The 23,044-nt window shown below is 76.1% G+C and carries 23 protein-coding genes; 12 read left to right on the top strand and 11 right to left on the bottom strand.

The genetic code is table 11. The annotated features are described in order from the left end of the window. Window positions 1–99: 99 nt before the first annotated feature. Complete coding sequence (locus tag IE98_RS0106140; protein ID WP_030265396.1) at window positions 100–1,740, bottom strand: CocE/NonD family hydrolase; 1,641 nt, start codon at window positions 1,738–1,740, stop codon at window positions 100–102. Between the two features lie 216 nt (window positions 1,741–1,956). On the opposite strand from IE98_RS0106140, the gene ggt reads away from it, so the two are divergent. From ggt to IE98_RS44295, 3 genes are all read left to right on the top strand, one after another. Further along, window positions 1,957–3,753, top strand: a complete 1,797-nt coding sequence (gene ggt / locus IE98_RS0106135; RefSeq protein ID WP_030265393.1) for a gamma-glutamyltransferase — start codon at window positions 1,957–1,959, stop codon at window positions 3,751–3,753. 98 nt (window positions 3,754–3,851) lie between these two features. Then, window positions 3,852–4,706, top strand: a complete 855-nt coding sequence (locus IE98_RS0106130) for an exodeoxyribonuclease III (RefSeq protein ID WP_052390186.1) — start codon at window positions 3,852–3,854, stop codon at window positions 4,704–4,706. Window positions 4,707–4,864: 158 nt separating this feature from the next. Continuing rightward, window positions 4,865–5,440 (top strand): hypothetical protein, encoded by a 576-nt coding sequence (locus tag IE98_RS44295; RefSeq protein ID WP_052390185.1) that lies wholly within the window; start codon window positions 4,865–4,867, stop codon window positions 5,438–5,440. Between the two features lie 37 nt (window positions 5,441–5,477). Here IE98_RS44295 and IE98_RS0106120 read toward each other — a convergent pair whose 3' ends face one another. Both IE98_RS0106120 and IE98_RS0106115 read right to left on the bottom strand, forming a co-directional pair. Further along, entirely contained in the window at window positions 5,478–6,185 is a 708-nt protein-coding gene (locus IE98_RS0106120) for a lysoplasmalogenase (RefSeq protein WP_043173543.1), read from the bottom strand. Beyond that, on the bottom strand, window positions 6,182–6,550 hold the full coding sequence (locus tag IE98_RS0106115) for a hypothetical protein (RefSeq protein ID WP_030265370.1): 369 nt from the start codon (window positions 6,548–6,550) through the stop codon (window positions 6,182–6,184). Before IE98_RS0106115 ends, IE98_RS0106120 begins: the two co-directional genes overlap by 4 nt. A 127-nt stretch (window positions 6,551–6,677) precedes the next feature. Between IE98_RS0106115 and IE98_RS0106110 the strand changes: the two genes are divergently transcribed. Then, a complete protein-coding gene (locus IE98_RS0106110) occupies window positions 6,678–8,069 on the top strand; it encodes a DUF2398 family protein (RefSeq protein WP_052390184.1) in 1,392 nt (463 codons plus the stop codon). A 31-nt stretch (window positions 8,070–8,100) separates the two neighbouring features. Here the strand turns inward: IE98_RS0106110 and IE98_RS0106105 are convergent, their stop codons facing one another. Beyond that, on the bottom strand, window positions 8,101–8,307 hold the full coding sequence (locus tag IE98_RS0106105; RefSeq protein WP_030265365.1) for a cold-shock protein: 207 nt from the start codon (window positions 8,305–8,307) through the stop codon (window positions 8,101–8,103). A 79-nt stretch (window positions 8,308–8,386) separates the two neighbouring features. After that, window positions 8,387–8,572, bottom strand: a complete 186-nt coding sequence (locus tag IE98_RS0106100; protein WP_030265362.1) for a hypothetical protein — start codon at window positions 8,570–8,572, stop codon at window positions 8,387–8,389. Between the two features lie 45 nt (window positions 8,573–8,617). On the opposite strand from IE98_RS0106100, the gene IE98_RS0106095 reads away from it, so the two are divergent. Then, on the top strand, window positions 8,618–9,700 hold the full coding sequence (locus tag IE98_RS0106095; protein ID WP_030265359.1) for a molybdopterin-dependent oxidoreductase: 1,083 nt from the start codon (window positions 8,618–8,620) through the stop codon (window positions 9,698–9,700). A gap of 11 nt (window positions 9,701–9,711) precedes the next feature. Here the strand turns inward: IE98_RS0106095 and IE98_RS0106090 are convergent, their stop codons facing one another. The 3 genes from IE98_RS0106090 to IE98_RS0106080 form a co-directional block, all read right to left on the bottom strand. Then, a complete protein-coding gene (locus tag IE98_RS0106090; RefSeq protein ID WP_063748873.1) occupies window positions 9,712–10,899 on the bottom strand; it encodes a carbohydrate-binding protein in 1,188 nt (395 codons plus the stop codon). A 142-nt stretch (window positions 10,900–11,041) separates the two neighbouring features. Then, window positions 11,042–11,671 (bottom strand): TetR family transcriptional regulator, encoded by a 630-nt coding sequence (locus tag IE98_RS0106085; protein ID WP_030265356.1) that lies wholly within the window; start codon window positions 11,669–11,671, stop codon window positions 11,042–11,044. A 48-nt stretch (window positions 11,672–11,719) separates the two neighbouring features. Then, the gene (locus IE98_RS0106080; protein WP_030265354.1) at window positions 11,720–12,619 is read right to left on the bottom strand and encodes an acyl-CoA thioesterase; all 900 of its coding nucleotides are present in this window, start codon (window positions 12,617–12,619) and stop codon (window positions 11,720–11,722) included. Window positions 12,620–12,754: 135 nt separating this feature from the next. On the opposite strand from IE98_RS0106080, the gene IE98_RS0106075 reads away from it, so the two are divergent. The 4 genes from IE98_RS0106075 to IE98_RS0106060 all read left to right on the top strand — a co-directional run bounded on the left by IE98_RS0106075 (window position 12,755) and on the right by IE98_RS0106060 (window position 17,769). Next, entirely contained in the window at window positions 12,755–14,131 is a 1,377-nt protein-coding gene (locus tag IE98_RS0106075) for an SWIM zinc finger family protein (RefSeq protein WP_030265351.1), read from the top strand. Further along, window positions 14,128–16,731, top strand: coding sequence for a DUF6493 family protein (locus IE98_RS0106070; protein ID WP_043173542.1), 2,604 nt, complete (start codon window positions 14,128–14,130; stop codon window positions 16,729–16,731). The genes IE98_RS0106075 and IE98_RS0106070 overlap by 4 nt, the downstream gene beginning before the upstream one ends. A gap of 71 nt (window positions 16,732–16,802) precedes the next feature. Then, window positions 16,803–17,336 (top strand): TetR/AcrR family transcriptional regulator, encoded by a 534-nt coding sequence (locus IE98_RS0106065; RefSeq protein WP_030265346.1) that lies wholly within the window; start codon window positions 16,803–16,805, stop codon window positions 17,334–17,336. Window positions 17,337–17,388: 52 nt separating this feature from the next. Further along, window positions 17,389–17,769: a hypothetical protein gene (locus IE98_RS0106060; RefSeq protein WP_030265343.1), complete on the top strand. Its 381-nt coding sequence runs from the start codon at window positions 17,389–17,391 to the stop codon at window positions 17,767–17,769. Between the two features lie 66 nt (window positions 17,770–17,835). On the opposite strand, the gene IE98_RS0106055 is transcribed toward IE98_RS0106060, so the two are convergent. The 3 genes from IE98_RS0106055 to IE98_RS0106045 form a co-directional block, all read right to left on the bottom strand. Next, window positions 17,836–19,026: an MBL fold metallo-hydrolase gene (locus IE98_RS0106055; RefSeq protein WP_052390240.1), complete on the bottom strand. Its 1,191-nt coding sequence runs from the start codon at window positions 19,024–19,026 to the stop codon at window positions 17,836–17,838. 343 nt (window positions 19,027–19,369) lie between these two features. Next, the gene (locus IE98_RS0106050) at window positions 19,370–19,825 is read right to left on the bottom strand and encodes a MaoC family dehydratase (protein ID WP_030265336.1); all 456 of its coding nucleotides are present in this window, start codon (window positions 19,823–19,825) and stop codon (window positions 19,370–19,372) included. Window positions 19,826–19,907: 82 nt separating this feature from the next. After that, window positions 19,908–20,354, bottom strand: coding sequence for a pyridoxamine 5'-phosphate oxidase family protein (locus tag IE98_RS0106045; RefSeq protein ID WP_030265334.1), 447 nt, complete (start codon window positions 20,352–20,354; stop codon window positions 19,908–19,910). Between the two features lie 114 nt (window positions 20,355–20,468). Here IE98_RS0106045 and IE98_RS0106040 point away from each other — a divergent pair, with 114 nt between their 5' ends. The 3 genes from IE98_RS0106040 to IE98_RS44290 all read left to right on the top strand — a co-directional run bounded on the left by IE98_RS0106040 (window position 20,469) and on the right by IE98_RS44290 (window position 22,998). After that, the gene (locus tag IE98_RS0106040) at window positions 20,469–21,311 is read left to right on the top strand and encodes a hypothetical protein (RefSeq protein ID WP_030265331.1); all 843 of its coding nucleotides are present in this window, start codon (window positions 20,469–20,471) and stop codon (window positions 21,309–21,311) included. 185 nt (window positions 21,312–21,496) lie between these two features. Then, window positions 21,497–22,069 (top strand): hypothetical protein, encoded by a 573-nt coding sequence (locus tag IE98_RS48920; protein ID WP_159400839.1) that lies wholly within the window; start codon window positions 21,497–21,499, stop codon window positions 22,067–22,069. A gap of 14 nt (window positions 22,070–22,083) precedes the next feature. Beyond that, on the top strand, window positions 22,084–22,998 hold the full coding sequence (locus IE98_RS44290) for a hypothetical protein (RefSeq protein ID WP_052390182.1): 915 nt from the start codon (window positions 22,084–22,086) through the stop codon (window positions 22,996–22,998). Window positions 22,999–23,044 lie beyond the last annotated feature (46 nt).

Raw genomic sequence — 23,044 nt, 5'->3', positions numbered from 1 at the left:
CTAGGCCGTGGTCCGTACGGCGAGCCCCCATCCGCATTGCGCAGTTCTCCCCCGGCCTTCGGCCGGGAGGTGCCCCACGCGCCCCTGTGGATTCGCCCCCTACTTCAAGGGCACCGAGACCCAGGACGGGTCGTCGGCCGGGGAGCCGAAGGTGAGGGTGGCGAGGGCCGGGTTGTGGGTGATGTAGAGGGGGTCGACGCCGTCCACGACCAGGGCGAGGCGGTGGCCGGCCGGGACGTCGTAGGCGGTGGACTGCATCCGGACGTCGGCGGTGAACCGCTCGCCGGGGGTGCGGCCGAGGAAGGTGTACGGCGCGTGGGCGACCAGGCGGCCGGTGCCGAGGGCGTCCACGTCGTACAGGTAGGCGACCAGGCTGCCCTGCCCGGCCGAGGGCGTCACCCCGAGGTGCAGCCGCACCGACCCGCGGACCCGCTGCGCGGTGCCGTACGCCTCGGACTGCCAGACGGCGGCGACCGGCCGGGGGAGCAGCGGCACCGAGACGGTGGGCGGCACCTTGAGGAACTGCTCGGCCAGGTTGGACAGGAAGATCACCCCGCCGTCCGCGCCGGAGTCGAGGGCGGTGGAGGTCGGGGTGGTCCAGCCGGTGCGGGCGGCGCCGGTGGAGAGCGTTCCGGTGCCGAGCCAGTCGCGGCCGCCGAGGTTCAGCGTCCGGGTCGAGCCGGTGACGGACCGCCAGTCGGGGTAGTCCTCGTAGCCGTCCTGGAGCTGGGGCCTGATGTGCACCGGCGGCTGCCGGTCGATGCCGTTGTCGACGCCCTTGAGGTGGTGGTCGAGCCAGGCCCGGGTGTCCGTCCAGACGTCGTTGGGCAGGCCGGCCAGGCCGGTGGCCTCCGCGGTGGCGTGGTCGCCTGGCCGCAGTTCGAGCCGCTTGGGGCCGGTGAGCCGCTCGTAGAAGTCGGTGAGCTGGTTCGGCGGGAAGATCGAGTCGCCCCAGGCGTTGGCGAGCATCACCGCGGTGCCGTTGCCGTTGAGCCGGTCGACGTAGGTGGCCGCGGACCGCTGCGCGGCCCAGGCGCGGATGGCCGGCTCGTTCTCCCAGTCGCTGCCGAAGTACCGGGTGAGGGTGGTCCGCAGTTCGTCGCCCGGACGGCCGGTCAGGTACCCGGCGACGGCGAGCAGCCCGGCGGACTGCAGGTGCTGGGTCTCGTCGCTGAACAGCGAGTCGGCGAGGTCGGCCCAGCCGCTGAGGGCGGCGACGGTGCGGATCCGGGGGTCGAAGGCGGCGCCGAGCAGGCTGATCCCGGCGCCGTAGGAGATGCCGGCCAGGCCGATCCGCTGCGGATCCGCGGTGGTGTGGGCGAGTGCCCAGTCGACGACCCGGGAGACGTCGGCGACGTCGGGCGGCCCGGCCACCTCGATCTCGCCGCCGGAGCCCCAGAAGCCGCGCGGCGTGTAGGAGACGACGACGTACCCCTGGGCGGCGAACGCGCGCGCCTGGGCGAGGTACTCCAGGTCGTTGAGGCTCCAACTGGACGGCAGGACGAGCAGCGGGTGGTGGTCGGCGCCGTCGCCGGGCTCGTAGACGTTGCCCTTGAGGACGGTGCCGCCCTCGCCGGGGATGTCGGTGAAGCGGAGCACCGGCGAGGCGCTCGCGGCGGCGAGGGCGGGGGAGGCGAGCGGCGCGAGGCCGATCGGGGCGGCGGTCAGCAGGGCGGTGGCCAGCGCGAGGGCGGCGGCTCTCCGGCGTGCGCGCGCAGGCAGTGCAGGCAGTGCAGGCATGGGGGCACTCCAAGGGACCGGTCTGCGGGGTGGGGGTGGGGGTGCAGGACCGAGCTGGTTCACCGGACGGTAGCTTGTTGGACTCGATGTCAGTAACGGGTCGGACGGTATCGGAGCGATAACGAAACTACTGACGGGTAGTGGCCTGAGGCGCTGTTGTCCTGTCCACTGCACCTGTGGCAGAACGGATAGCTGACGCTGCCTCAGGAGGCCCGCATGAGAGCTCTGGCCCGAATCGCCCCGTCGATCGCCCTCGCCGGCTGTCTGGTCCTCGGCGCCGTCGCACCCGCCGGGGCGGCTCCCGCACAGGCCCCGCCGAAGACGCCGGAGGCCGTCGGTCGGGGCGGGGCCGTCGCCAGTGTCGACGCCGACGCCACCGCCGCCGGCATCGAGGTGCTCCGCCGCGGCGGCAACGCGGTGGACGCCGCGGTCGCCACCGCCGCCGCCCTCGGCGTGACCGAGCCCTACTCGGCCGGCATCGGCGGAGGCGGCTACTTCGTCGCCTACGACGCCCGCACCGGCCGGGTCTCCACCCTCGACGGCCGGGAGACCGCCTCCCGCACCGCCGACACCTCGCTCTTCCTGGACACCGACGGCAAACCGCTGCCCTTCGCCGACGCCGTCACCAGCGGCCTGTCGGTCGGCGTGCCCGGCACCGCGGCCACCTGGGAGAAGGCCCTCAAGCTGTGGGGCACCCGCCCGCTCGCCGAGGTGCTGCGCCCGGCCGAGCGGATCGCCGACCGCGGATTCACCGTCGACCAGACCTTCCGCGACCAGACCGCCGCCAACGAGGCCCGGTTCCGGGACTTCCCGGCCACCCGGGCGCTCTTCCTGCCCGGCGGCGCGCTGCCGGTGGTCGGCTCGACGCTCCGCAACCCCGACCTCGCCGCCACCTACCGGCAGCTCGGCCGGGACGGCACCGCGGCGCTCTACCGCGGCCCGATCGGCGCCGACGTGGTCGACACGCTGCAGCACCCGCCGGTCGACCCGGCCTCCGGCCGCACCGCCCGCCCCGGCAGGGTCGACCGCACCGACCTCGCCGCCTACCGGGTGCTGGAGCAGAAGCCGACCAGGGTGGCCTACCGCGGCACCGAGGTGTACTCCATCGCCCCGTCCTCCAGCGGCGGCACCACCGTCGGCGAGGCGCTCGGCATCCTGTCCCGCTCGGACCTGGCCCACCTCGACGCCACCCAGTACTACCACCGCTTCCTGGAGGCCTCCCGGATCGCCTTCGCCGACCGCAACCGCTGGGTCGGCGACCCGGCGGCGCAGTCCGTCCCCACCGACCGGCTGCTCTCGCCGGCCTTCACCGCCGCCCGGGCCTGCCTGCTCGACCCGACCCGGGCGCTGGCCAGCCCGCTCGCCCCCGGCGACCCGTACCACCCGGCCGCCTGCGGCTCCGCCGGACCCGCCGTCACCGAGGCGTACGAGGGCCCCAGCACCACCCACCTGACCGTCGCCGACCGGTGGGGCAACGTGGTCTCCTACACCCTCACCATCGAGCAGACCGGCGGCAGCGGGATCACCGTGCCCGGCCGCGGCTTCCTGCTCAACAACGAGCTGACCGACTTCTCCTTCTCCCCGGTCACCCCGGGCGTGCCCGACCCCAACCTGCCGGGCCCCGGCAAGCGGCCGCGCTCCTCGATCTCGCCGACGATCGTGCTGCGCGACGGCCGGCCGCTGTTCGCCGCCGGCTCGCCCGGCGGGGCCACCATCATCACCACCGTGCTGCAGGTGCTGCTCGGCCGGATCGACCGCGGGCTGACCCTGGAGCAGGCGATCGCCGCACCGCGGGCCAGCCAGCGCAACGCCGCCACCACCGCCGCCGAGGCCGGCTTCCTGGCGCTGCCCGAGCGGGCCGGGCTGGAGGCGCTCGGCCAGGTGCTCGCGCCCTCCCCGGAGATCGGCGCCGCCACCGGCGTGGAACGGCTGCCGGACGGCCGCTGGCGGGCGGCCGCCGAGCCGGTGCGCCGCGGCGGCGGCTCGGCGGCGGTGGTGCGGCCCGCCCGCTGACCGCCCGGGGTTGTCGGCGCCGGGCGGTATGTTCGGGGTGGGTGCCTGCCGGGTGCCCACCCCGTTCGCGCGCACCCGCCCGAACGGCGCCGTGCACCATGCCCGAACCATGCCCGCACCAGCCCGTACCACCGGGGAGGCCGCCCGCCGTGACCGTCCGCATCGCCACCTGGAACATCAACTCCGTCACCGCACGGCTGCCCAAGCTCCTGGAGTGGCTGGAGAGCGCCGCCCCCGACGTGCTCTGCCTGCAGGAGCTGAAGTGCGCCGCGGACGCCTTCCCGTACGAGGAGGTCCGGGCGCTCGGCTACGAGACCGCCGCGCACGGCAACGGCCGCTGGAACGGCGTCGCGGTGCTGTCCAAGCTGGGCCTGGAGGACGTCGTCCGCGGCCTGCCCGAGCAGCCCGGCTACCAGGCCGACGACGCGCTGCTGCCGGACGTCGAACCGCGCGCGATCGGCGCCACCTGCGGCCCCGTGCGGGTCTGGTCGGTGTACGTGCCGAACGGCCGCGAGGTCGACCACGCGCACTACCGCTACAAGCTGGCCTGGCTGGAGACGCTGCGGCAGTCCGTCCTGGAGGACGCGGCGGGCGACCGCCCGTTCGCCGTGCTCGGCGACTTCAACATCGCCCCGAGCGACGAGGACGTCTTCGACCCGGCCGCCTTCGCCGGCCTCACCCACGTCACCGAGCCCGAGCGGGCCGCCCTCGCCGCCCTCCACGAGGCCGGCCTGCAGGACGTCGTGCCCCGCCCGCTCAAGTACGACCGCCCCTACACCTACTGGGACTACCGCCAGCTGGCCTTCCCGAAGAACCGCGGCATGCGGATCGACCTGACGCTGGCCAACAAGGCCTTCGCCGACGCCGTCACCGACACCTACGTCGACCGCGAGGCCCGCAAGGGCAAGGGCACCTCGGACCACGCCCCGGTCGTGGTCGACCTGGAGGTCTGAGGCGGCGGTCCGCACCGGCAGTGACGGTGCGGACCCGAACGGTCGCGTGCGGTGGCCGGGCGGGGCGGTGCTGCCTAGCGTCGGGCATGACTGGGTGCAGCCGACCGACCACGGGGCGACCCCGCCCCCGGCCGCACTCGAGAACCTGGAGGTCCGGCATGCGCATCCCGCGTACCGCCGCCGCCGTCCTCGGCACGACCGCCCTGCTCGCCCTCGCCGCGCCGGCCGCGCACGCCGTGCCCGCCGCCCCCGCGAAGGGGCCCGAACCGGCCAAGGTCACCCCGGCCCAGGCCGCCCCCGGCGAGAAGGTCACCGTCAACGTGGTCTGCCCCGGCAGCACGACGAAGACCATCACCGCCACGTCGAAGGCGTTCACCGGCGGCACCGTCACGCTGACCTCGGGCCCGAACGGCACCTACACCGGCAGTATCGCGCTGCTCTCGGCGACCGAGCTCACCCTCACCGAGCAGGTCACCGAGAAGCCCGCGTCCTGGGGCATCGACGGCAAGTGCCCCAACGGCGACGCGTTCACCGGCACCGTCGGCGTGCTGGCCCCGCTGACCCCGGCCGGTTCCGGCCACGGCGGCGCGCCCGAGCCGCACGGCAGCGTGGCCACCGGCGTCGGCGGCTCGGTCACCGGCACCGGCACCCGGGAGCTGGCCACGGGCGGTGCGCTGGTCGCGGCCGGCCTCGGCGGCTTCTGGCTGCTGCGGCGCCGCGCCCCGCAGTCCTGATGCCCGCCACGGCTCGTCCGTCCGGCGCCCCGCCCGCTCAGGCCGGGGCGCCGAGTCGTGCCGGGGCGGCCCCGTCCACGGCCTGCGGTTCCGTCCGGGCCGCCTCGGCCCGCAGCGCGCCGCGCGCCAGCAGGTACTGCGCGGCGATGTAGGTCGCCATCACCAGCACGTTGTGGCCGGGCAGCAGTTTCCAGTCGGCCAGCCGGACGGCGATCAGGCTGTCCGACAGCAGGAACAGGCCGCCGCCGATGCCGGTCGCGAGCCCCAGCCCGGCCGAGGAGACGGCGGTGGACGCCAGCAGCAGGCTGTACGCCGCCACCGGGATCTGCAGCGCGCCGAGGTCCGGCCAGAGCTGGGAGATCATCGCCGCCCAGGCCGCCGCGTAGCCCGTGGCCACCAGCAGGGTCCGCCGGCGGTCCGTGAAGGCGCCCTGCCGGGCGAACATCGTCACGTACGCGACGTGCGCCGCCGCGAAGGAGCCCATGCCGGCCAGGAAGGCGGTGCTCCCGCCCAGCTGCAGCAGCACGTCGCCCGCGGCGCTCGCCAGCAGGGCCGGCGCCAGCAGCTTCGGCGCGCGCTCGGCGGAGGCCAGGCTGTGCGCGGCCAGCAGCGGCATCAGGGCCGGCTTGGTGACGTTCTGCAGCACCGTCGCGCCGGTGGCGATCGCCCCCAGGTGGGCCGCCGAGGTGGCGGCGAAGGCGGTGACGAGACCGCGCGCGGTGCGCAGTCGTGCGGAGACGGTCATGCGGGGGTGCCCTCCGGGCTCTCGGTGCGGGCGGGCCGCCGGCCCGGCCCCTGGGTGAGGCGGCGGAGGCGGTGGCCCCGGCCGTCGGCGGCGACCGCGTTACGGGCGATCGCCGCGTACGCGTGCGTCGCCGCCCGCGGCGGGGTCACCTCGTACGGCGCCGCGCAGGCCGCGACGACCGGGGTCCGCCACCCCGCGTCGAACAGCAGGCTGCCGCGGCCCGTCGACCGGCCCGCCGCGGTGTCCTTCGCGGCGCGGCCCCGTCCGTGCCCGTCCGGGCGGAGCCGGCACGGAACCGCCTCCAGGGCGGTGAGCAGCACGAAGGCGGGTATGGAGCACCGCACGACGTCGGGCAGGTTCGGCATGCGAGGACCCTAGGGGACGCCGGGCGCAGGCGGAAGGGGAGGGTTACCCGCGCGTAGCAGTGGTTGCGGGGCCGACCCGCGGAGGCGTCCCGTCCGGCCCCGGGCACCGTCTAGGCTGGGCACCGACATGGACCAGCACGAGTACGCGACCGGCGCCCGCGGGGCGGCCGGCGGCGTGGCGGACGGGCGCATGGGCGGGGCGGGGCAGCTCACGGCCCACGCGCGCACCGGCGCGTACCCGCAGGCCGAGCTGCTGGCCCGCCGGTTCGCCGACGCCGACGAGGCCGACGCGCACCGGCTGTTCACCGCCGTCTTCGGGCTCTACCCGGCCCGGCACCTCGGCGGCCGCCCGGCCGACCCGCACGGTCAGGCCGCCGGCGCCAGCTGGTGGCACGGGCCGACCGTGCACCGGACGCCCGCCGCCGCCCGCCCCCGCGGCCTGCGCCGGGCCCGCCCCGACACCCCGCCCGGACGCGTCCCGGCGCCCGCCGCGCCCGGCCGCCACCGGCGCCCCGACCGCAGCCGGGCCACCGGGCAGAGCGCCACCGCGGGCGAGCGCCGCACCGCCGCCCGGCTGCTGCTCGCCCACCCGCTGGTCACCCCGGACGGCCCGCACGGCGCCGGATTCCCGCTGATACACCGTCACGCCGACTGGCTGACCGAACGGTTCGGCGAACTCCTCGGCTACCCGCTCACCGTCGGCCCCGCCCACGCCCGCCTGCACAAGGCCCCGCTGGCCGACCGCACCCTGCCCGGCTTCGGCCCCGACGGGTACGCCGCCCTCGTCCTCGCCCTCGGCGCGATCGCCGACCGACGGGTGCCCGACCTCGAACGGCCCGAGGTGCCCGCACTGCTGACGGACTGGCAGGTGGCCACCGCCGAGCCGGACGGCGGCCTCGCCCTCGACCGCGACCTCGCCCGCGCCCTGCTCGCCGCCCCCGCGCCGTCGTCCGCCGTCTCCTCCGACACCCCGGCCCGGGCCGTCCGCCGCCTGCTCGCCGAGAACCCGGTCGTGCTCACCGACGAACTGGCCGCACCGGAACGCGCCTGGCTGCTCGGCCGGCTGCCCGCGGAGGCCGAGCTGTTCGCCGACTTCCTCGGGCTGGAGGCGGAGATCCGAACCGAGGGCATAGCGCTGCTCGACCCCGCCGACGAACTCTCCGACCTCGCCGACGGGCCGCTCGCCCGCACCGCGCTGCTGGTCGCCGAGCGCCTGGTGGAGGAGCTCCGCCCGCTGCCGGAGGAGGCCGCCCCGCCGGCCGTCCTCGTCCCCGACGCGCTGATAGACGGCACCCTCGGTGACATCACGGACGACTACGGGCTGCCCGAGCAGCCCGAGTGCGACTACCTCGCCGACCGGACGGCCCTGCGCCGCGACGTGCTCGGCCTGCTGCACGACATGCAGCTGATCGCCCCGGCCGGCCGCAACTGGGTGCTCCGCGCCCCCGCCGCCCGCTACGCCCCGCAGGCCGAACTCCACCCCGCCCCCGGCGGCGGCCGGCACTCCCGCAGCGACTGAGCGCCGCCCCCGGGGCGGCCGGGCGGGCGGCTCACTCCACGGCGCGGACGTGTTCGGCGACCTCGCGGAACTCCTGGACGGTGGCGTCGTACTCCACCCGCTGGCCGTCGGCCAGCACGTGCTCGGGTGCATCGACGATGGAGTCGTAGTAGACGGTCAGTTCCGGCCCGCCGTCGTCGGGCTTGATGTAGCCGTAGCCGTGGCCGTGGTAGTACGTCCTGACAGTGCCGGTGGCCATGGGACCACCCCCTCGCTCAGGGGTCTGTGCCGATGACCGCAGTATCGGCCGCCGCGCCGCCCCGCACCACTCGATCGGCTCAGCGGGCCGCCTGCACCGCCTCGCTGCCCCGGTGGTGCCGGACGGTCTCCGCCGTCGCGGCCACGCCGAGGCTGCCGAGCGCGACCGAGGCGGCGACGGCCGCACAGGCCAGCCACCGCCGGTGGCGGCGGGGGAGCGGGAAGCGGGTGTCCCGCGGTGAGGTCGGGGCGGATGGTGCGATCATGCCCCGGAGCGTGGCAGACCGGCGTGAAAGGCCGGCCACGAGCGGGTGAAGTCCCGGCGGAAGATCTGCGTCGAGTCCTTCACCGCAGGTCAGGGGCGTTCCGCGCGGGCGCGGCGGGCGGCTGCCGGCACCCGGTCGGCGTACTACCGTGGTGCCGTGACCCCCGGAACGTCCGACGGAGGGGGCCGCGGGATCGTCAAGCCGCTGCCCCCGGAGTGGTTCCTGCCGCACGACGGCAACGCCGAGATGCGCTGGGACGCGCCCACCGGCCCCGGCCCGCACACCCCGAACGAGCGGTTCTTCGTCCGCAACCACACCCGCACCCCGCGGATCGACCCGGACACCTGGCGGCTCCGGGTGCACGGCAGCGGTCTGCGCGGCCCCGGCGCGGCCTTCTCGCTGGCCGACCTGCACGCCCTGCCCGCGACGACGCTGGACGCGGTGCTCGAGTGCGCGGGCAACGGCCGCCGGTTCTGGGCCGAGCAGCAGGGCACCCCGGCCCCGGGCACCGCCTGGGGGCTGGGCGGCGTCGGGATGGCGGCCTGGCACGGCGTCCCGCTCGGCCTGCTGCTGGAACGGGCGGGCCTCGGCCCGGCGGCGGTGGACGTGCTGGCGGTGGGCCTCGACCCCGAGTACCGGGCGGGCGGTCGGAACCTCGGCCGGGTGCGCCGCCCGCTGCCGGTCGCCAAGGCGCTGGAGGACGTGCTCGTCGCCTACGGGATGAACGGGGAACCGCTGCCGCCCGACCACGGGGCGCCGGCCCGGCTGGTGGTGCCCGGCTGGGTGGGCGTGGCCTCGATCAAGTGGCTCGGGTCCCTGGAGGTCTCGGACCGGCCGCTGGAGTCGCCGTGGAGCACCGAGTTCTACCGGCTCTTCGGCCCGGGGCAGCCGGCGGGCGGCGGCCCGCCGCTCACCCGGCAGAGCGTCAAGAGCGTCTTCGAGCTGGCGCCGAGCCGCTACGGCTGGCGGCGCTGGGCGCTGGACTGGCGGCCCGGGGCACCGGGCGGCCACGGGCTGCGCGCCCGGGCCACCGACCAACTCGGCCGTACCCAGGGCGCCGATGCGCCGTTCAACCGCGAGGGCTACCTCTTCGACGCGGTCGTGGTGCACCCGGTGACGGTGGTCTGAGGCCGCACGGGTCAGGCGAGCGCGATCCGGTCCAGCCGGGGAGCACCGGCGGTGCCGACGGCGGTGACCCGGACGGTGTTCCGGCCCGGCCGCAGGGTGACCGGCAGCGAGACCGTCGCCCAGCTGTCCCAGCCGCCGGTGGGCCGGAAGGCGCGCGCCGCGACCAGCCGGCCGCCGTTGACCGCGACGTCCATCGGCCGGTCGGCGGGGCCGCCGTTGGCGTACCGCAGCGTGAGCGTGGCCGCGGCCGGTGCGCCGGACTCGACCGTCCACTCGGCGCCGGCCCCGGCACCGTCGTCGAAGACGGCCCACGAGGTGCCGGCCGGGCCGCTCTCCAACCGCCCCCGCCGCAGCACGGCCTCCTCGGCCCGGTAGGTCCCGGACGCCCCGGAGACCAGCTGGTACCCCCGCATCGACCGGATCAGCAGGTGGCAGTCCGGCAGCGGGCCGGAGGTGTCGCCGAGCGGACGGCAGATGCCCCACTCGGGCCGGACCCGGTCGGCGGGGGAGGTGTCCACGCCCTCCTCCGCGGCGTCGACCAGGGTCGTCCCGCCGCTGCGCAGGATCCAGCGGACCGTGCCCGTCGAGCCGTCGCCGATCCGGATCCGGAAGTCCACGTCGACCCAGCGGTCGTGCAGCGCGGCCAGGTCCGTCCGGCCGACCACGACGCCGGACCGCGGCAGCGCGAGCTCCACCGTCTCCCGATCGCCGACGCGGCGCAGCGACTGCACCACGATCGGTGCGGTGCCGTCGCCGGGCGGCCCGATCTGCATCAGGTGGGTGGAGCCGGTGGTCGCCCGGAGCGAGGACGGGACGTACACCGCGTAGGTGGTGCGCCAGGTCTCCCCGGCCCGCCACTCCAGCTGCGGGCCGCCGGCGGGGCTGCGCATACCGGTGACCCCGTGGCACTGCCGGTCGGTGGTGGGGCCGCGGTCGACGGCGTGCATCGTCCAGCGGTAGGCGTCGCCGTCGGCGGTGACGTGAGGCCGGGCGGTGGGGTGCGAGCCGGCGCGGTCGTCCTCGACGGTCCCGAAGGCGCGCAGTCCGTCGAAGGCGGGGGAGGGCGACCAGCGCAGCTGCCAGCCGGATACGGCGGGGGCGGCGACCGGGGTGTCGCCGGGGGCGACCAGCTGGAGCCCGGTGGAGGCGGCGCCGCCGAGCGCGCCGCCGAGCAGCAGCCGGCGCGAGAGCGTGTTCATGACAGATGTCCTCGTGGTCGGGGGCGGGACGAGGGTGCCCGGGGCCGCCGGGGCCCGGAGGCGGAGTCCGTCCAGCGTCGAGGCGTGTCCGGGCGCGGTCAAGGAACGTCAGGAACGCTTACGCCCGATTTAAGAGTCGGCGTCAGGCCGCCGGATCGACCGCCTCGTACGGCGTCAGCACCAGCCGCACCACGTCCTCCAGCCGCCGGCGCGCGTCGTCCAGGGTGGTGCGGCCGGTCACCCAGGCCGTCAGCTCGCCCTGCCAGGCGTGGCCGACGATGTGCCGCACGACGTCCCCGGTGCTCGGCGGCACCTCGGCCATCACCGCGCGCAGCGCCGCACCGTCCGCCTTGGCCATCGCCTGCAGCGCCTCGCTGGCGAACGGATCGGTGGAGGCCGCGACCGACACCCGCAGCCGGGCCAGTTCGGGCTGCCGCTGGTAGGCGCGCATGCCGTGCCGGACGAAGCGCACCATCCGGTCGCTGGCCGTGAGCCCGGCCCGGCGGCCGCGCACCTCGCCCACCAGGTCGGTCAGCAGCGAGCGGTGCCACTCCGCGATCGCGGCCGCGAGCAGGTGGTCCTTGGACGAGAAGTAGCGGTAGGTCGTCCCGAGGGCCACCCCGGAGCGCTCGGACACCTGGCGCATCTGCAGCCGCTCGACGCCGATCTCGGTCACCAGCGCGAGGGCGGCCGCGATCAGGTTCCCGCGCCGTTCTAGCTGACGGGGCGACATCGCCTCCACCGGACGGGGTGACAGGTCAACCTTGGTCACCTTCACCATGATAGGGCCCGGGGTCCCGCACGGGTATGACGCGATCGGTCACGGACGGGTCGCGCGTGCCTCCCGCAGCAGCGTCTCCTGCACCGCCGAGGCCACCAGCAGGCCGTCCCGGTTGTAGAACTCGCCCAGCGCCAGCCCGCGCCCGTCCGAGGCGGAGGGGCTGCGCTGCGCGAACAGCAGCCACTCGTCGGCCCGGAACGGCCGGTGGAACCACATCGCGTGGTCCAGCGAGGCCAGCAGGGTGCGCCGCGGCTCCTTCCGCCCGAACCGGTGCGGTTCCAGGTGCAGCGCGGTGGTCGAGGCCAGCGTCAGGTCGGACAGGTAGGTGAGCGCACAGACCTGCAGCAGCGGGTCGTCGTCGGGCAGCGGGGTGCCCGTCCGCAGCCAGACGAACTGCTGCGGGACGCCCGCGAGCTCGGCCGGCATCCCGGGCGCGTCGGCCGGCAGGAATCGCATCTCCAGGGCGCGGAAGCCGGTCGCCTTGGCGAAGTCCTCCGGGTTCGCCCGCTCCCAGGCCACGAACGGGTCCGGCAGCTCCTCCGGCCCGGGCACCGGCGGCATCGTGCGCTGCCGCTCCACCGACGACTCCGGGCGCTTGAACGACGCCGACATGGTGAAGATCGCCTCGCCGCGCTGAACCGCCGTCACCCGGCGGGTCGCGTACGAGGAACCGTCCCGGACCCGGTCCACCTGGTAGACGATCGGCCGGGTCGGGTCGCCGGGCCGCAGGAAGTACCCGTGCAGCGAGTGCACCGACCGCTCCGCGCCGATCGTCCGCCCGGCCGCGGTCAGCGCCTGCGCGGCGACCTGCCCGCCGAAGGCGCGCATCGGCGCACCCGCGTGGCAGCGCCCGCGGAACAGGTTCTCGTCCAGTTCCTCGATCCGCAGCAGTTCGACGAACGGGGCCACCTGCTCGTCGGTCGGCACCCCCTGGTCCATGGCGTCGTTCACGGCTCCATACTGGCAGATCGCCCCCGCGGCACGGTGTGACCTGGGTTACCCGTGGTGCGTCGCACAGGTAGAACCCGTTCCAGAAGCGACGCCCTGTCAGTCCCCGCACCTAGCGTCCCCGCCATGACGCAAGCCGTGCAGACGTACGCCTACCTGCGCCCCTCCGCGGTGCACGAGAACACCGCCGGGCGCGCCCTCGCCCTGGAGACCTCCGGCGGCGCCGGCCCGCTCGGGGCCACCGCCAACCCGCAGTTCTTCAGCGGCTTCCTGACCTCGCCCGCGGCCGCCGCGGCCGCCCTCCTCGCGGTGGCCGACGTCGCCGCCGCCCGCTACTGCCAGCCGCAGCTGCGCGCCTCCCTCGACCCGGTGGTCACCGCGGGCGGCGACCGGCTGCGCTTCGAGTCCTTCTCCGGCTGCTGCGGCGTGCACGCCCGCCTCGACGTCCTCCCCGACGGCCTGGACGGCGCCGACCCCGGCCACGGCACCACCAACGTCGACGTCAACAACCCGCTCCGCGAGGGCCTGAGCCGGATCGGCGCCGGCGAACCGCTGCACCTCGCCGTCGGCCCCGACGCGCTGGAGGTCACCACCCTCGACGGCCCGATGGTCGAGAAGAAGGTCCCGCTGCCCGAGCGCTGGGTGCGCGGCTTCGCCGAGACCCAGGTGCTCACCGCCGGCTTCGACCTGCGCGCCGAACTGCCCGCCGCCGAAGCCGTCCGCTTCCTGCGCGCCCTGCCCCGCACCGGCGGCCGCGGCTCCACCACCGGCTGGGTCGTGCCGGCCGGCCGCACCCTGCGCCCGACCGGCCGCCCGGTGCCCGGCGCCGTCTGCCTGCCCGGCCCCGAGCGGCTCGTCGCCCTGCAGCGGGTCCTGCGGCACGCCCTCGCCCTGCGGGTGTACGGCCCGGCCGCCGCGGCGGTCCCCGGGGCGCCCACCGCCTCCGCCTGGGAGGTGGTGCTGCCCGGCATGCGGCTCACCCTCACGCTCTCGCCCGACGCCTCGCGCGGCTTCTCCGGCGAGGGCGGGGTGCTCACCGCCCTCGCCGCCGAGGGCTCCGCCGAGGATGCCGAGCTGATCGCCACCCTGCTCGCCTGGGAGCCCAGGATCGACCCGGCCGAACTCGCCGCCCAGTCCGGACTCACCGTCGAGCGGGTCCGCGCCGCCCTCACCCGGCTCGGCACCGCCGGCCAGATCGGCTACGACCCGGCCGACGCCGCCCACTTCCACCGCGTGCTGCCCTACGACGCCGGGCGTGCCGAGGCGCACAACCCGCGGCTGCGGGCCGCCCGGGCCCTGGCCGCGGCCGGCGCCGTCCGGCTCGGCGACGGCCTCGCCGAGGTCACCGTCGACGACCACGTGCAGCGGGTGCGCACCGGCGCCGACGGCCGGCTCGGCTGCACCTGCCTCTGGTGGGCGAAGTACCGCGGCGGGCGTGGGCCGTGCAAGCACGTGCTCGCCGTCGGCCTCGTCCGCGCCGGGCAGCCGGAGGCCGCGCGATGAGCCTCTCCGACCTCGCCCGCACGGGCGACACCGCCGGCGTCGCCGCCGCCCTCGCCGGCCTCGACCCCGCGCAGCGCCGCGCCGAGGTGGCCGAGCTCCGCGCACTCCGCAAGGAGCTGCGGGACAGCTGGTCCGGCTCCCGGGACCGCTGGACGGCCCTGCTGGTGGCCGGCGCCGGCTGCCTCACCTCGCCCACCGCCGCCGCCGAGTGGATCGGCAGCCGGGTCTTCGAGGACCGCGCCGGCTGGCGCAACCCGCTGCTCGTCGAGGTGATCGAACGTCAGCCCGTCGAGTGGCGGCTGGTCGTCACCGCCCGGCTCGCCGAGCGCAGGGCACCCGGCTGGGGCTGGTCCGAGCACTTCCCGCTGCTGGAGTACCTGGTGCGCTCCACCGGCAGCCCGGTGCCCGCGACGGACTCCTTCACCACCCAGTGGGTGCGCGAGCGGTCCCGGCCCGAGCCGCGCCACCGCGCGTTCGGCACCCTGCCGCCCGGGCCGAACCTGCACGCCCGGCTCACCGTCGACCCGTTCACCCCGGTGCTCGCCCGGCGCGTCTTCGAGGTGCCCGACCTCGCCGGCGAACTGGAGGGCCCCTGGGTCGCCCGGGACGACTCCGAACGCTGGCCCGCCGTCCTCGCCCGACTGGCCGCCGACGGCGTCCTCGACCGCACCGACCTGATCGACCGCTGCCTCGCCCGGCTGCTGCGCGGCGGCGGCCGCCCCAACGAGCACCGGATCTTCCTGACGATCCTGCGGGCGCTGGCGCCCACCGCCGACGAGTACGCCGAGCGGGCCCGCACCCTGCTGGCACTCCTCGCCGGCCCGTCCACCACCGCCGCGCTGGCCCAGGAGGTGCTCGCCTCCCTGGACGCCGCCGGCCGGCTCGACCCCGAGGTGCTCGACGAGGCGAGTCCCACCGTGCTGTTCCGGCCGGAGAAGAAGCTCGTCCGCGCCCAGCTCGGCTGGCTCGACCGGGCCGCCCGCACCGCCCCGCACCGGGCCGGACCCGCGGTGCTCGCCGCGTCCGACGCCTTCGGCCACCCCGACCGCACCCTGCAGGAGCAGGCGCTCAAGGTGGCCGCCCGGCACCTGGCCGCCGCGGGGCCCGCCGTCCTCCCCGGGCTGCGGGCCGCCGCCGCACAGCTCGACCCGGCCCACCACCGGTGCGCCGCCGAGCTGTTCGGCGCCGAGGTGCCGGCCGAGGAGTACCGGGAACTGCTGCCGCCCCCGCCGCAGCCCCGACCGGTGCCCGCCCCGATCGCCACCCCGGCCGAACTCGCCGAGGAGCTCGGCGCGGTGCTCGCCGGGGACACCGGCCTCGTCCCGTGGGAGCGCGTCCTGGACGGGCTCGTCCGGCACGCGCACACCGACCGCGCCGCCCTCGCCGAGGCCCTGGAGCCGGTGCTCCGGGCCCACCCCCACGCGCGGGACCTCGGGCTGATCGCCGAGGCCGCCGCCGGCCGGATGACCGTCGACCGGGCCCGCCAGGTCGCCGACCGCTCCTACCGGCACGGCAGCTTCCGCACCGCCTGGTCCACGCCCTTCGACCAGCAGACCGCCGCGCGGCTGGAGGAGGCCGTGCTGCGGCTGGCCACCCGCCCGCTGCCCCACCTGCTGGCCACCCCGACCGACACCACCGGGTCGATCGACCCCGTCGTCCTGGTCGAACGGCTCGCCGGGTACGCCGCACTCGGCACCGACCCCGGGCCGGTCGACCTAGGGCAGGCCCTGCTGCGGGTGGCGCCCACCACCGACCCCGCCGTGATCGCGGCCGCCGCGGCCCTCGGCACCCCGGCCGGCGACCGGCTCGCCGGCTGGCTGCGCGAGGGCGGCCTCCCGCGCCGCCCCACCGTGGTGCGGGCGCCCTCCGGCGGGCGCGGACCGGACGGCCGACGGCTCTCCACCACCCGCCGCCTGATCGACCAGGAGGCCGCCGGCGCCGGTCTGCCGGAGGACGCCGAACGGCTGCTCGACGCCCCCGACCGGCACCTCCGACGGCGCGACGTCTGGTGGACCCCGCCCGCCCGCGAGCCGTGGGCGGCGATCCTGCCGCACCACCGGGAGGAGACCGCCGCCCGCCTCATGGAGCGCTTCGCCTCCGCGGCCGACCTCGACGTGCGGGGCGGCGCCGACCTGCTCCCGGCCCTCGCCGAGGCCGGCGGCCCGGCCGGCCCCGCGATCCACCTCGCCCTCGCCTACGCCCTCGGCACCCGGCACCCGGAGGACCGCACCGCCGCCGTCGACGCCCTGCTGGTGCTGGCCGCCCGCGGGGACCTGGACGGCGCCCTGCTCGGCCGGGAGAGCGCCGAACTCGTCGCCCTCGGCGCGGTGAAGCCCAACCGCCTCACCGAATCGCTGCGCGCCGCCGCCGACACCGGCGCCCACAGCACTGTCTGGTCCGTCCTCGCAGCAGCCCTGCCGCCGATGCTGGCGGGCGAGCCGCCGCGCGGCGCCGGCGACCTGCTGGCGGTGGCCGCCGACTGCGCCCGCCGCTGCACCGCCCGCGGTCCGATCCCCGAGGTCACCGCCCTGGCCGGCCGCGGCGGCTCCTCCCGCGCCGTCCGCGAGGCGGCCGCCCTGCGGGAGGTGCTGGCGGGCTGATCCGGTGGTCGCCCCGGTTGTTGAACGATCGTTCTTGACTGACCGTTCTTCAATTCGCTACGGTTCCGGGCATGGGACGACCACGCGCCTTCGACGAGGACGAGGCCGTCGAGGCCGCTGCCCGGCTGTTCGCCGCGCACGGCTTCGAGGGCACGTCGGTTGACGACCTGGTGGGCGCGCTCGGCGTGCACCGCGGCAGCCTGTACAAGGTGTTCGGCAGCAAGCGCGGCCTCTACCTGGCCGCGCTCCGCCGCCACCTCGACCGGGACGTGCTGCCGCTCACCCGGGCGGTCGCCGAGGCCGCGGACCTGCCCGCCGCCCTGGCGCAGGCCGCCGCCGCGTACGACAGCGGGCCGGCGGCCGGGCTGCTGCTGCTCTCCGCCGCCGAGCGGGCCCCGCTCGACCCGGACACGGCCGCCCTGGTCGAGGAGGGGCTCGCCGCCCTGGAGACCGCCTTCGCCGGGGTGCTCGGCGACGGCGCCGCACCGCCGCTGGCCGAGGCGCTGGCCGCCACCGTCCTCGGCGTACGGCTGCGCGGCCGCGCAGCCGACGGCCGTCCGGGCGCGGCCGCCGTCCTCGCGCTGGCCGACCGCCTCACCCGCTGAACACCCGCACCCACCGCACCCGCACGCCTCACCCCACCCGAGGAGCCATCAGATGGCACAGCTGTCCGTCGTGGACGACACCCTGATCGTCGAGGTCGAAGGGCTCGACAAGCTCTGGGCGCTGAGGAGCCGCCTGGAGATACCGCTGGCCAACGTCCGCGGCGCCACCGCCGACCCCGGTATCGTCCACGAGTCCAAGGGCCTCAGGATGGGCGGCACCCACCTGCCCGGCGTGATCACCGCGGGCACCTTCCGCTCCCAGGGCGAGTGGGTGTTCTGGGACGTGCACAACCCGGCCGGGGCCGTCGTCGTGGAACTCGCCGACGAACGCTACAGCCGACTGGTCGTCGAGGTCGCCGACCCGCGCGCCGCGGTCGCCCTGGTCGAGGCCGCGATGCGCGCCCACGCCGCCGCCCGCCCCGGTCCGGCCTGAGGCCCCGTGCCCGGCCCCGGGGAACGGCCCGGTCCGGCCTGAGGGCAGCACGCCCGGCAGAGGGCCTCAGACGGTGATCCCGTCGTCGTCCGCGGTCGCCGCGGGACGACGGGTCGTCGCGGGCGCCGGTGCGGCGGGGGCCGTGGGCACGGTCGGGCCGCCGTCCCCGGGGACGCGGGCGACCGCCCGCCACCACAGGGTCGGCGCCGGCGGGTCCGCCGGCTCGAACGGCGCACCCGGCCGCGGCACGGCGAACCGCACGCCCAGCGCCTGCGCCTCCGCCACCGTCCGCTCGGCCGGCTCCTCCCAGGGGTGCGGCGCCAGGTTGAAGGTGCACCAGTGGATCGGCAGCATCAGCCCGCCGCCCAGGTCGAGGTGGGCCCGGACGCCCTCCTCGGGCGTCATGTGCACCTCGGGCCAGAAGTCGCTGTACGCGCCGATCTGCACCATCGTCGCGTCGAAGGGGCCGAGTCGGCCGCCGACCTCGGCGAAACCGGGGAAGTAGCCGGTGTCCCCGCTGTGGAACACCCGGTGCTCCGGGCCGGCCACCACCCAGGACGCCCACAGCGCGTACGGATGGGTGCGCGGCCCGCGGCTGCAGTAGTGCCGGGCGGGCGTGGCGGTCAGGGTCAGCCCGGCGACCTCCGCCGACTCCCACCAGTCGAGTTCCACGATCCGCTCCTGGGGCACGCCCCAGTGCTCCAGGTGCGCGCCCACACCGAGCGGGACGGCGAACACCGCGCCGCTCGCCTCCAGCGCCTTGATCGTCGGCATGTCGAGGTGGTCGTAGTGGTCGTGCGAGACCACCACCACGTCCACCGGGCCGAGTTCGGCGAGGCCGATCGGCATCGGGTGCAGCCGCTTGGGGCCCGTCCAGGAGAACGGCGAGCAGCGCTCGCCCCAGACCGGGTCGAAGAGCACCCGGCGGCCGTCCAGTTCGGCGAGCACCGTGGCGTGGCAGAGCCAGGTCAGCCGCAGCCCGGAGGCGGACGGCGAGGCCAGCTCGATCGGGCGCAGCCGGTGCAGAGGGACGGGGGCGGCCGGCAGCCGGCGGGCCCGGTCCCCGGTGAGCTGCGCCCGGCTGACCGAGAGCGGCGAATGACCGTCGGCGAGCCGCCTGGTCGGAACGGGGTTCTGGAAGGCGCCGTCGCGGAACTGCGGCGAGCGCCGGACGCGCTCCAGCCGTTCGCCCGTGGGATCGGCGCCGAAGGCGTCCGTGCGGATCCGGTGCCAGGTGCGGCGCGGCAGTCGTCCGATGCCTCCACCGTCGGTGAGCGGGGTGCCGAACTGTGCGGCGAGGGCGGCTGCGCGGGAGATCCAGGGGACGGAGCTGGGCACGGCACCTCCACGTCGGGACATCCGTACGGCGGTGGCCGTCCGGCGTCCGCGGTCGCGAAAGCCGGCAGGCCGGACGCGCACGGGTGGGGCTGCTGGGGCTCCTTCGCCGTACGACGACCGTCGAAACCGGACACTACCCCTCCTGGCCCGTACGGGCCCGGCCGAAACATGATCGGGCGTGCCGTTCGGCGGAGCCGCCGCGTCGGCCCCGGACACGCCCGGACGGGCCCGCCGGGCGGCGGGCCCGTCCGGGCGCGGAGGATCAGGCCGCGTAGAAGCGGGTGATCGTCTCGGCGACACAGTGCGGTTTGGGGCTGCCCTCGCTGCGGATGGTGAACCGGACCAGCGCCTGCACCCCGCCCGCGACCTCGTCGGCGGAGAGCAGCTCGGCGGTGGCCCGCACCGCCGTGCCGACCGGCACCGGCGACGGGAAGCGGACCTTCTCCGAGCCGTAGTTGAGCGCCATCGCGATGCCCTCGACGCCGTAGCACTCCTTCGCGAGCACCGGGATCAGCGACAGCGTGAGGTAGCCGTGCGCGATCGTCCCGCCGAACGGGCTCTCCTTGGCGCGCGCCGGGTCGACGTGGATCCACTGGTGGTCGCCGGTGGCCTCGGCGAACAGGTTCACCTGCTCCTGGCCGATGGTGTGCCACTCACTCGTGCCGAGCTCGGTGCCGACCGCGGCTTTCAGGTCGGCCAGCGAGGCGAAGGTCGTCAAGGTGCGCTCCAGGTGGGGTCGGGGCTCCGGTCCCCACGGGTGCGTCCGGCGGGGACAGTCGGAGAGTATGCCTACCGACCGGTCACTTGTCAGCGGGGGCCGGGCGCGGCGCGGTGGCGCCGACGGCGTGCAGCCGCCGCCCGCCGACCAGCTCGGGGGTCAGCGCCACGTACACCGGCCGCGGGCCGCCGACCCAGGGGCGCAGCCCCGCGTCGTACAGGCCGTCCTGCGTGAGGTGGTCGCGGACCACCTCGGCGTGCCCGTGCACCAGCACGCTCCAGCCGGAACGCGTCTCCGGGTCCAGCACGTCGGCCTGGAAGGCGGCCACCGTGCCGTCCAGGGCCCGCGCGGTGGAGCTGTCGGCCCGCAGCGCCAGCACCAGCCGGCCGTCGTGCGCCACCTCGAACGCCACCGGCAGCACCGCGGGCAGCGCGTGCTCGGTGTACACCACGCGCCCGACGGGCACGGTGCCGAGCAGGCGGCGGCACTCGGCCTCGCTCAGCTCCTCCACAGGGTCCTCGTACTCCATGGCACGATGCTCGGCCCGCGGCCGCGGAGCCGGTAGGGCCGATGGTCCCTGCCCGAAGGGTCCTCCGGCGGTAGCTTGTCGCCAGGCAGGTAGGCGGAAGGGGGCTGGTGCGGGGTGGGCGGCGGCATCGAACTGGTGGTGATCGGCGCGGACGGGGGGCCGGACCGCAGCTGGTCCGGCTCGGAACGGGCCGCGGACGGCGCCCGGGCCCTCGCCGCGGCACTGCCCGGCCGGACCTTCGACGCCGGCGCCCGCGGCTGCCGGGTCGACCTGCTGCCCCCGGACGCCGACGCCAACACCATGCTCACCGCGGTGCGGGCGGCCGCCGCGAGACCGGCGCGGTGGCTGGTGGTCTGCCTGCTCGGCCAGCTCACCGCGGACCCCAGGGGCAGGCGGATCGCGCTGGTCACCGCCGGCTCCACCCCCGACAACGCCTACCGGCGGGGCCTCGCCTGGGACTGGGTGGTCAGTGCCATGGTGCACGGCGGCCAGGAGGAGACCCTGCTGCTCGTCGACGCCGTCGCCGACCGCGACACCTGGGCCGCCCTCGCCCGGGAGGACGCCGCGGGGGAGCTTCTCAGCCACTCCCGCGTCCCGCTCTGGGGGCGGATCGGCCGTCACCAGGCCGGGAGGCGCGGCCGGGACGCCGTACGGCCGGGAGGTGACGGGTCGTTCAGCCGGATCCTGGTGGACACCCTCGGCCGCGGCGTCCCCGGGGCGCCCGCCGCCCTCGGCCCGCAGGACCTGGCACCCGCCCTCGCGTACGAACTCGCGCTGCGGGACGGCGGCGCCGCCGAGGCGGGGCAGGCCGTCGAACTCGTTCCGGCCGACGGGGGAAGGCTTCTGATGCGCAATCGGGCCGCGGTGCGGGGCGCATTGGCCGGATTGTCTCTTTCCGACGAACTGTTGGCCGTGCTCTGGCGAGAAAACACCCCAACCGATCCGCCCAACGCGTAAGGTCGGAACGCCCGAGGTGTTGCTGTGCCGGGGCGGGTGGCGAAGAATCGATGTCCCCGCGGCGGCTCCGAGGGACGGCAGATGATTTTTGCGACCACGGCCGCGGACGAGGTCTGGCGCTACGAGGTGGGGCGATGCGGCAGCGCGGAAATGTGTTGCGCCCTGGGGCGGTCGGGATCGGTGGGGTGGCACTGCTGTTGGCGCTCGGTGCCTGTTCCTCCGCCGGTGCAGGGGGTTCTGCGGACCGTCTGGGTACTCCTGTGACGGCTGTTCCCGGTGGGACGGCAGTAACTCCTTCGAGTGGTTCGGGTACGGGCGGCACCGCCCCGACCGAAGGCTCCGACGGAGCCGTCGCCCGCCTGGTCCTGAGCACCTATCAGGCCTGGTGGGACGCCAAGGTCGATGCTTTCGCCCGGCCGGATTCGGACGGTTCGCAACTACAGGCGTACTCGACCGGTCAGGCATTGAGCGACGAGCTCGCCAGCCTCCACCAACTGCACGAGTCCAAGCTCGTGATGATCGGAGCACCCCGCACTTCTCCGGTGGTCCGGAAACTGGATGCCGCGGCCAATCCGCCGACGGCGGAGATCGAGGACTGCCTGGACGTCACGGGGTGGCACCAGGCCGACCCGGCGACCAAGGCAATCCGTGATCCCCAACAGCGCCTCGGGCGCTACGTTTCCACCACGCGACTGCGAAAGAACGGCGCGAGCTGGACCATTGTGGAAGTCACCCGTGAGGTGGGGCGGACATGCTGAAATCCTTGCGGCGCATGCTCGTTGCCGCACTCTTTCTGACACTGACGGCCGCCACGCCGGCGGTCGCCGACCAGGGGCCGACCGGTGACGCGGGGCTGTGCCGGAACAGGTACATCTGCGTGGTCGTCACCGAGCCCGGGAGCACCGCGGAGCCCGGGGGCGGGGGCGGCGGGTCGTCGGGCGGGTCCGCCGGCGGGGTGCAGATGTGCAGCTGGAACGGGCTGCAGTGGCCCTGCTGGGACGACGACCTCGGCTGGTTCTCCACCGCCGACGGCTGCTACTACCACCGCTCCGAGCCGCAGCCGCCCGCGAGCGACCCGGCCTGGGACGGCCACGCCCCGTCCGACGGGGCGGTGTACGAGGTCAACTGCCGCGGCGTCGGAGGCCAGTTGTCGCCCAAGCCGCCGATGTTCTTCGCCCAGCCGCCCGGCGGCGCGCCGCCGCCGGACCGCCCGTACGACCTGGGCATGAAGGCGCTCGGCATGATCCACTTCGACTCGCCGGCGCTGCACGCGGCCCCGGCCGCCACCGCCGTCGTCGGTGTGCCGGTCTGGCTCTGGTACACCCCGGGCCCGACCACGGCCGGACCGCAGAGCGCCACCGCCAAGGGCCGGACGATGAGCGTCACCGCCACCGCCCGGCTGACGAAGGTGCACTGGGACGCCGGCGACGGCTCGGCCGGCGCCGACTGCACCGGCCCCGGCACCGCCTACACCGCGGGCGCCGGCACCGAACCGCCCTGCGGCCACACCTACCGGAAGGCGTCCGGCGGCCAGCAGGACCAGACGTTCTACCTGACCGCCACGCTGACCTGGCGGGTCGAGGCGGTGCGTTCCGACACCGGCGCGCGGGTGTTCGCGGTCGACTACCGGGTCACCACGGACCAGCCGCTGCCGCTGAAGGTCGCCGAGGTGCAGGCGCTCAACTGACCGCCGGCCACGCCCCCGACCCCACGACGAACCACCAGTTCCGGAA

The sequence above is a fragment of the Streptomyces sp. NRRL B-24484 genome (assembly GCF_000717715.1).
In the GTDB taxonomy this organism is placed as follows: Bacteria; Actinomycetota; Actinomycetes; order Streptomycetales; family Streptomycetaceae; genus Kitasatospora.
The sequence above is the reverse complement of the archived record's forward strand: the minus strand, read 5'-3'. Positions and strand labels throughout refer to the sequence as shown.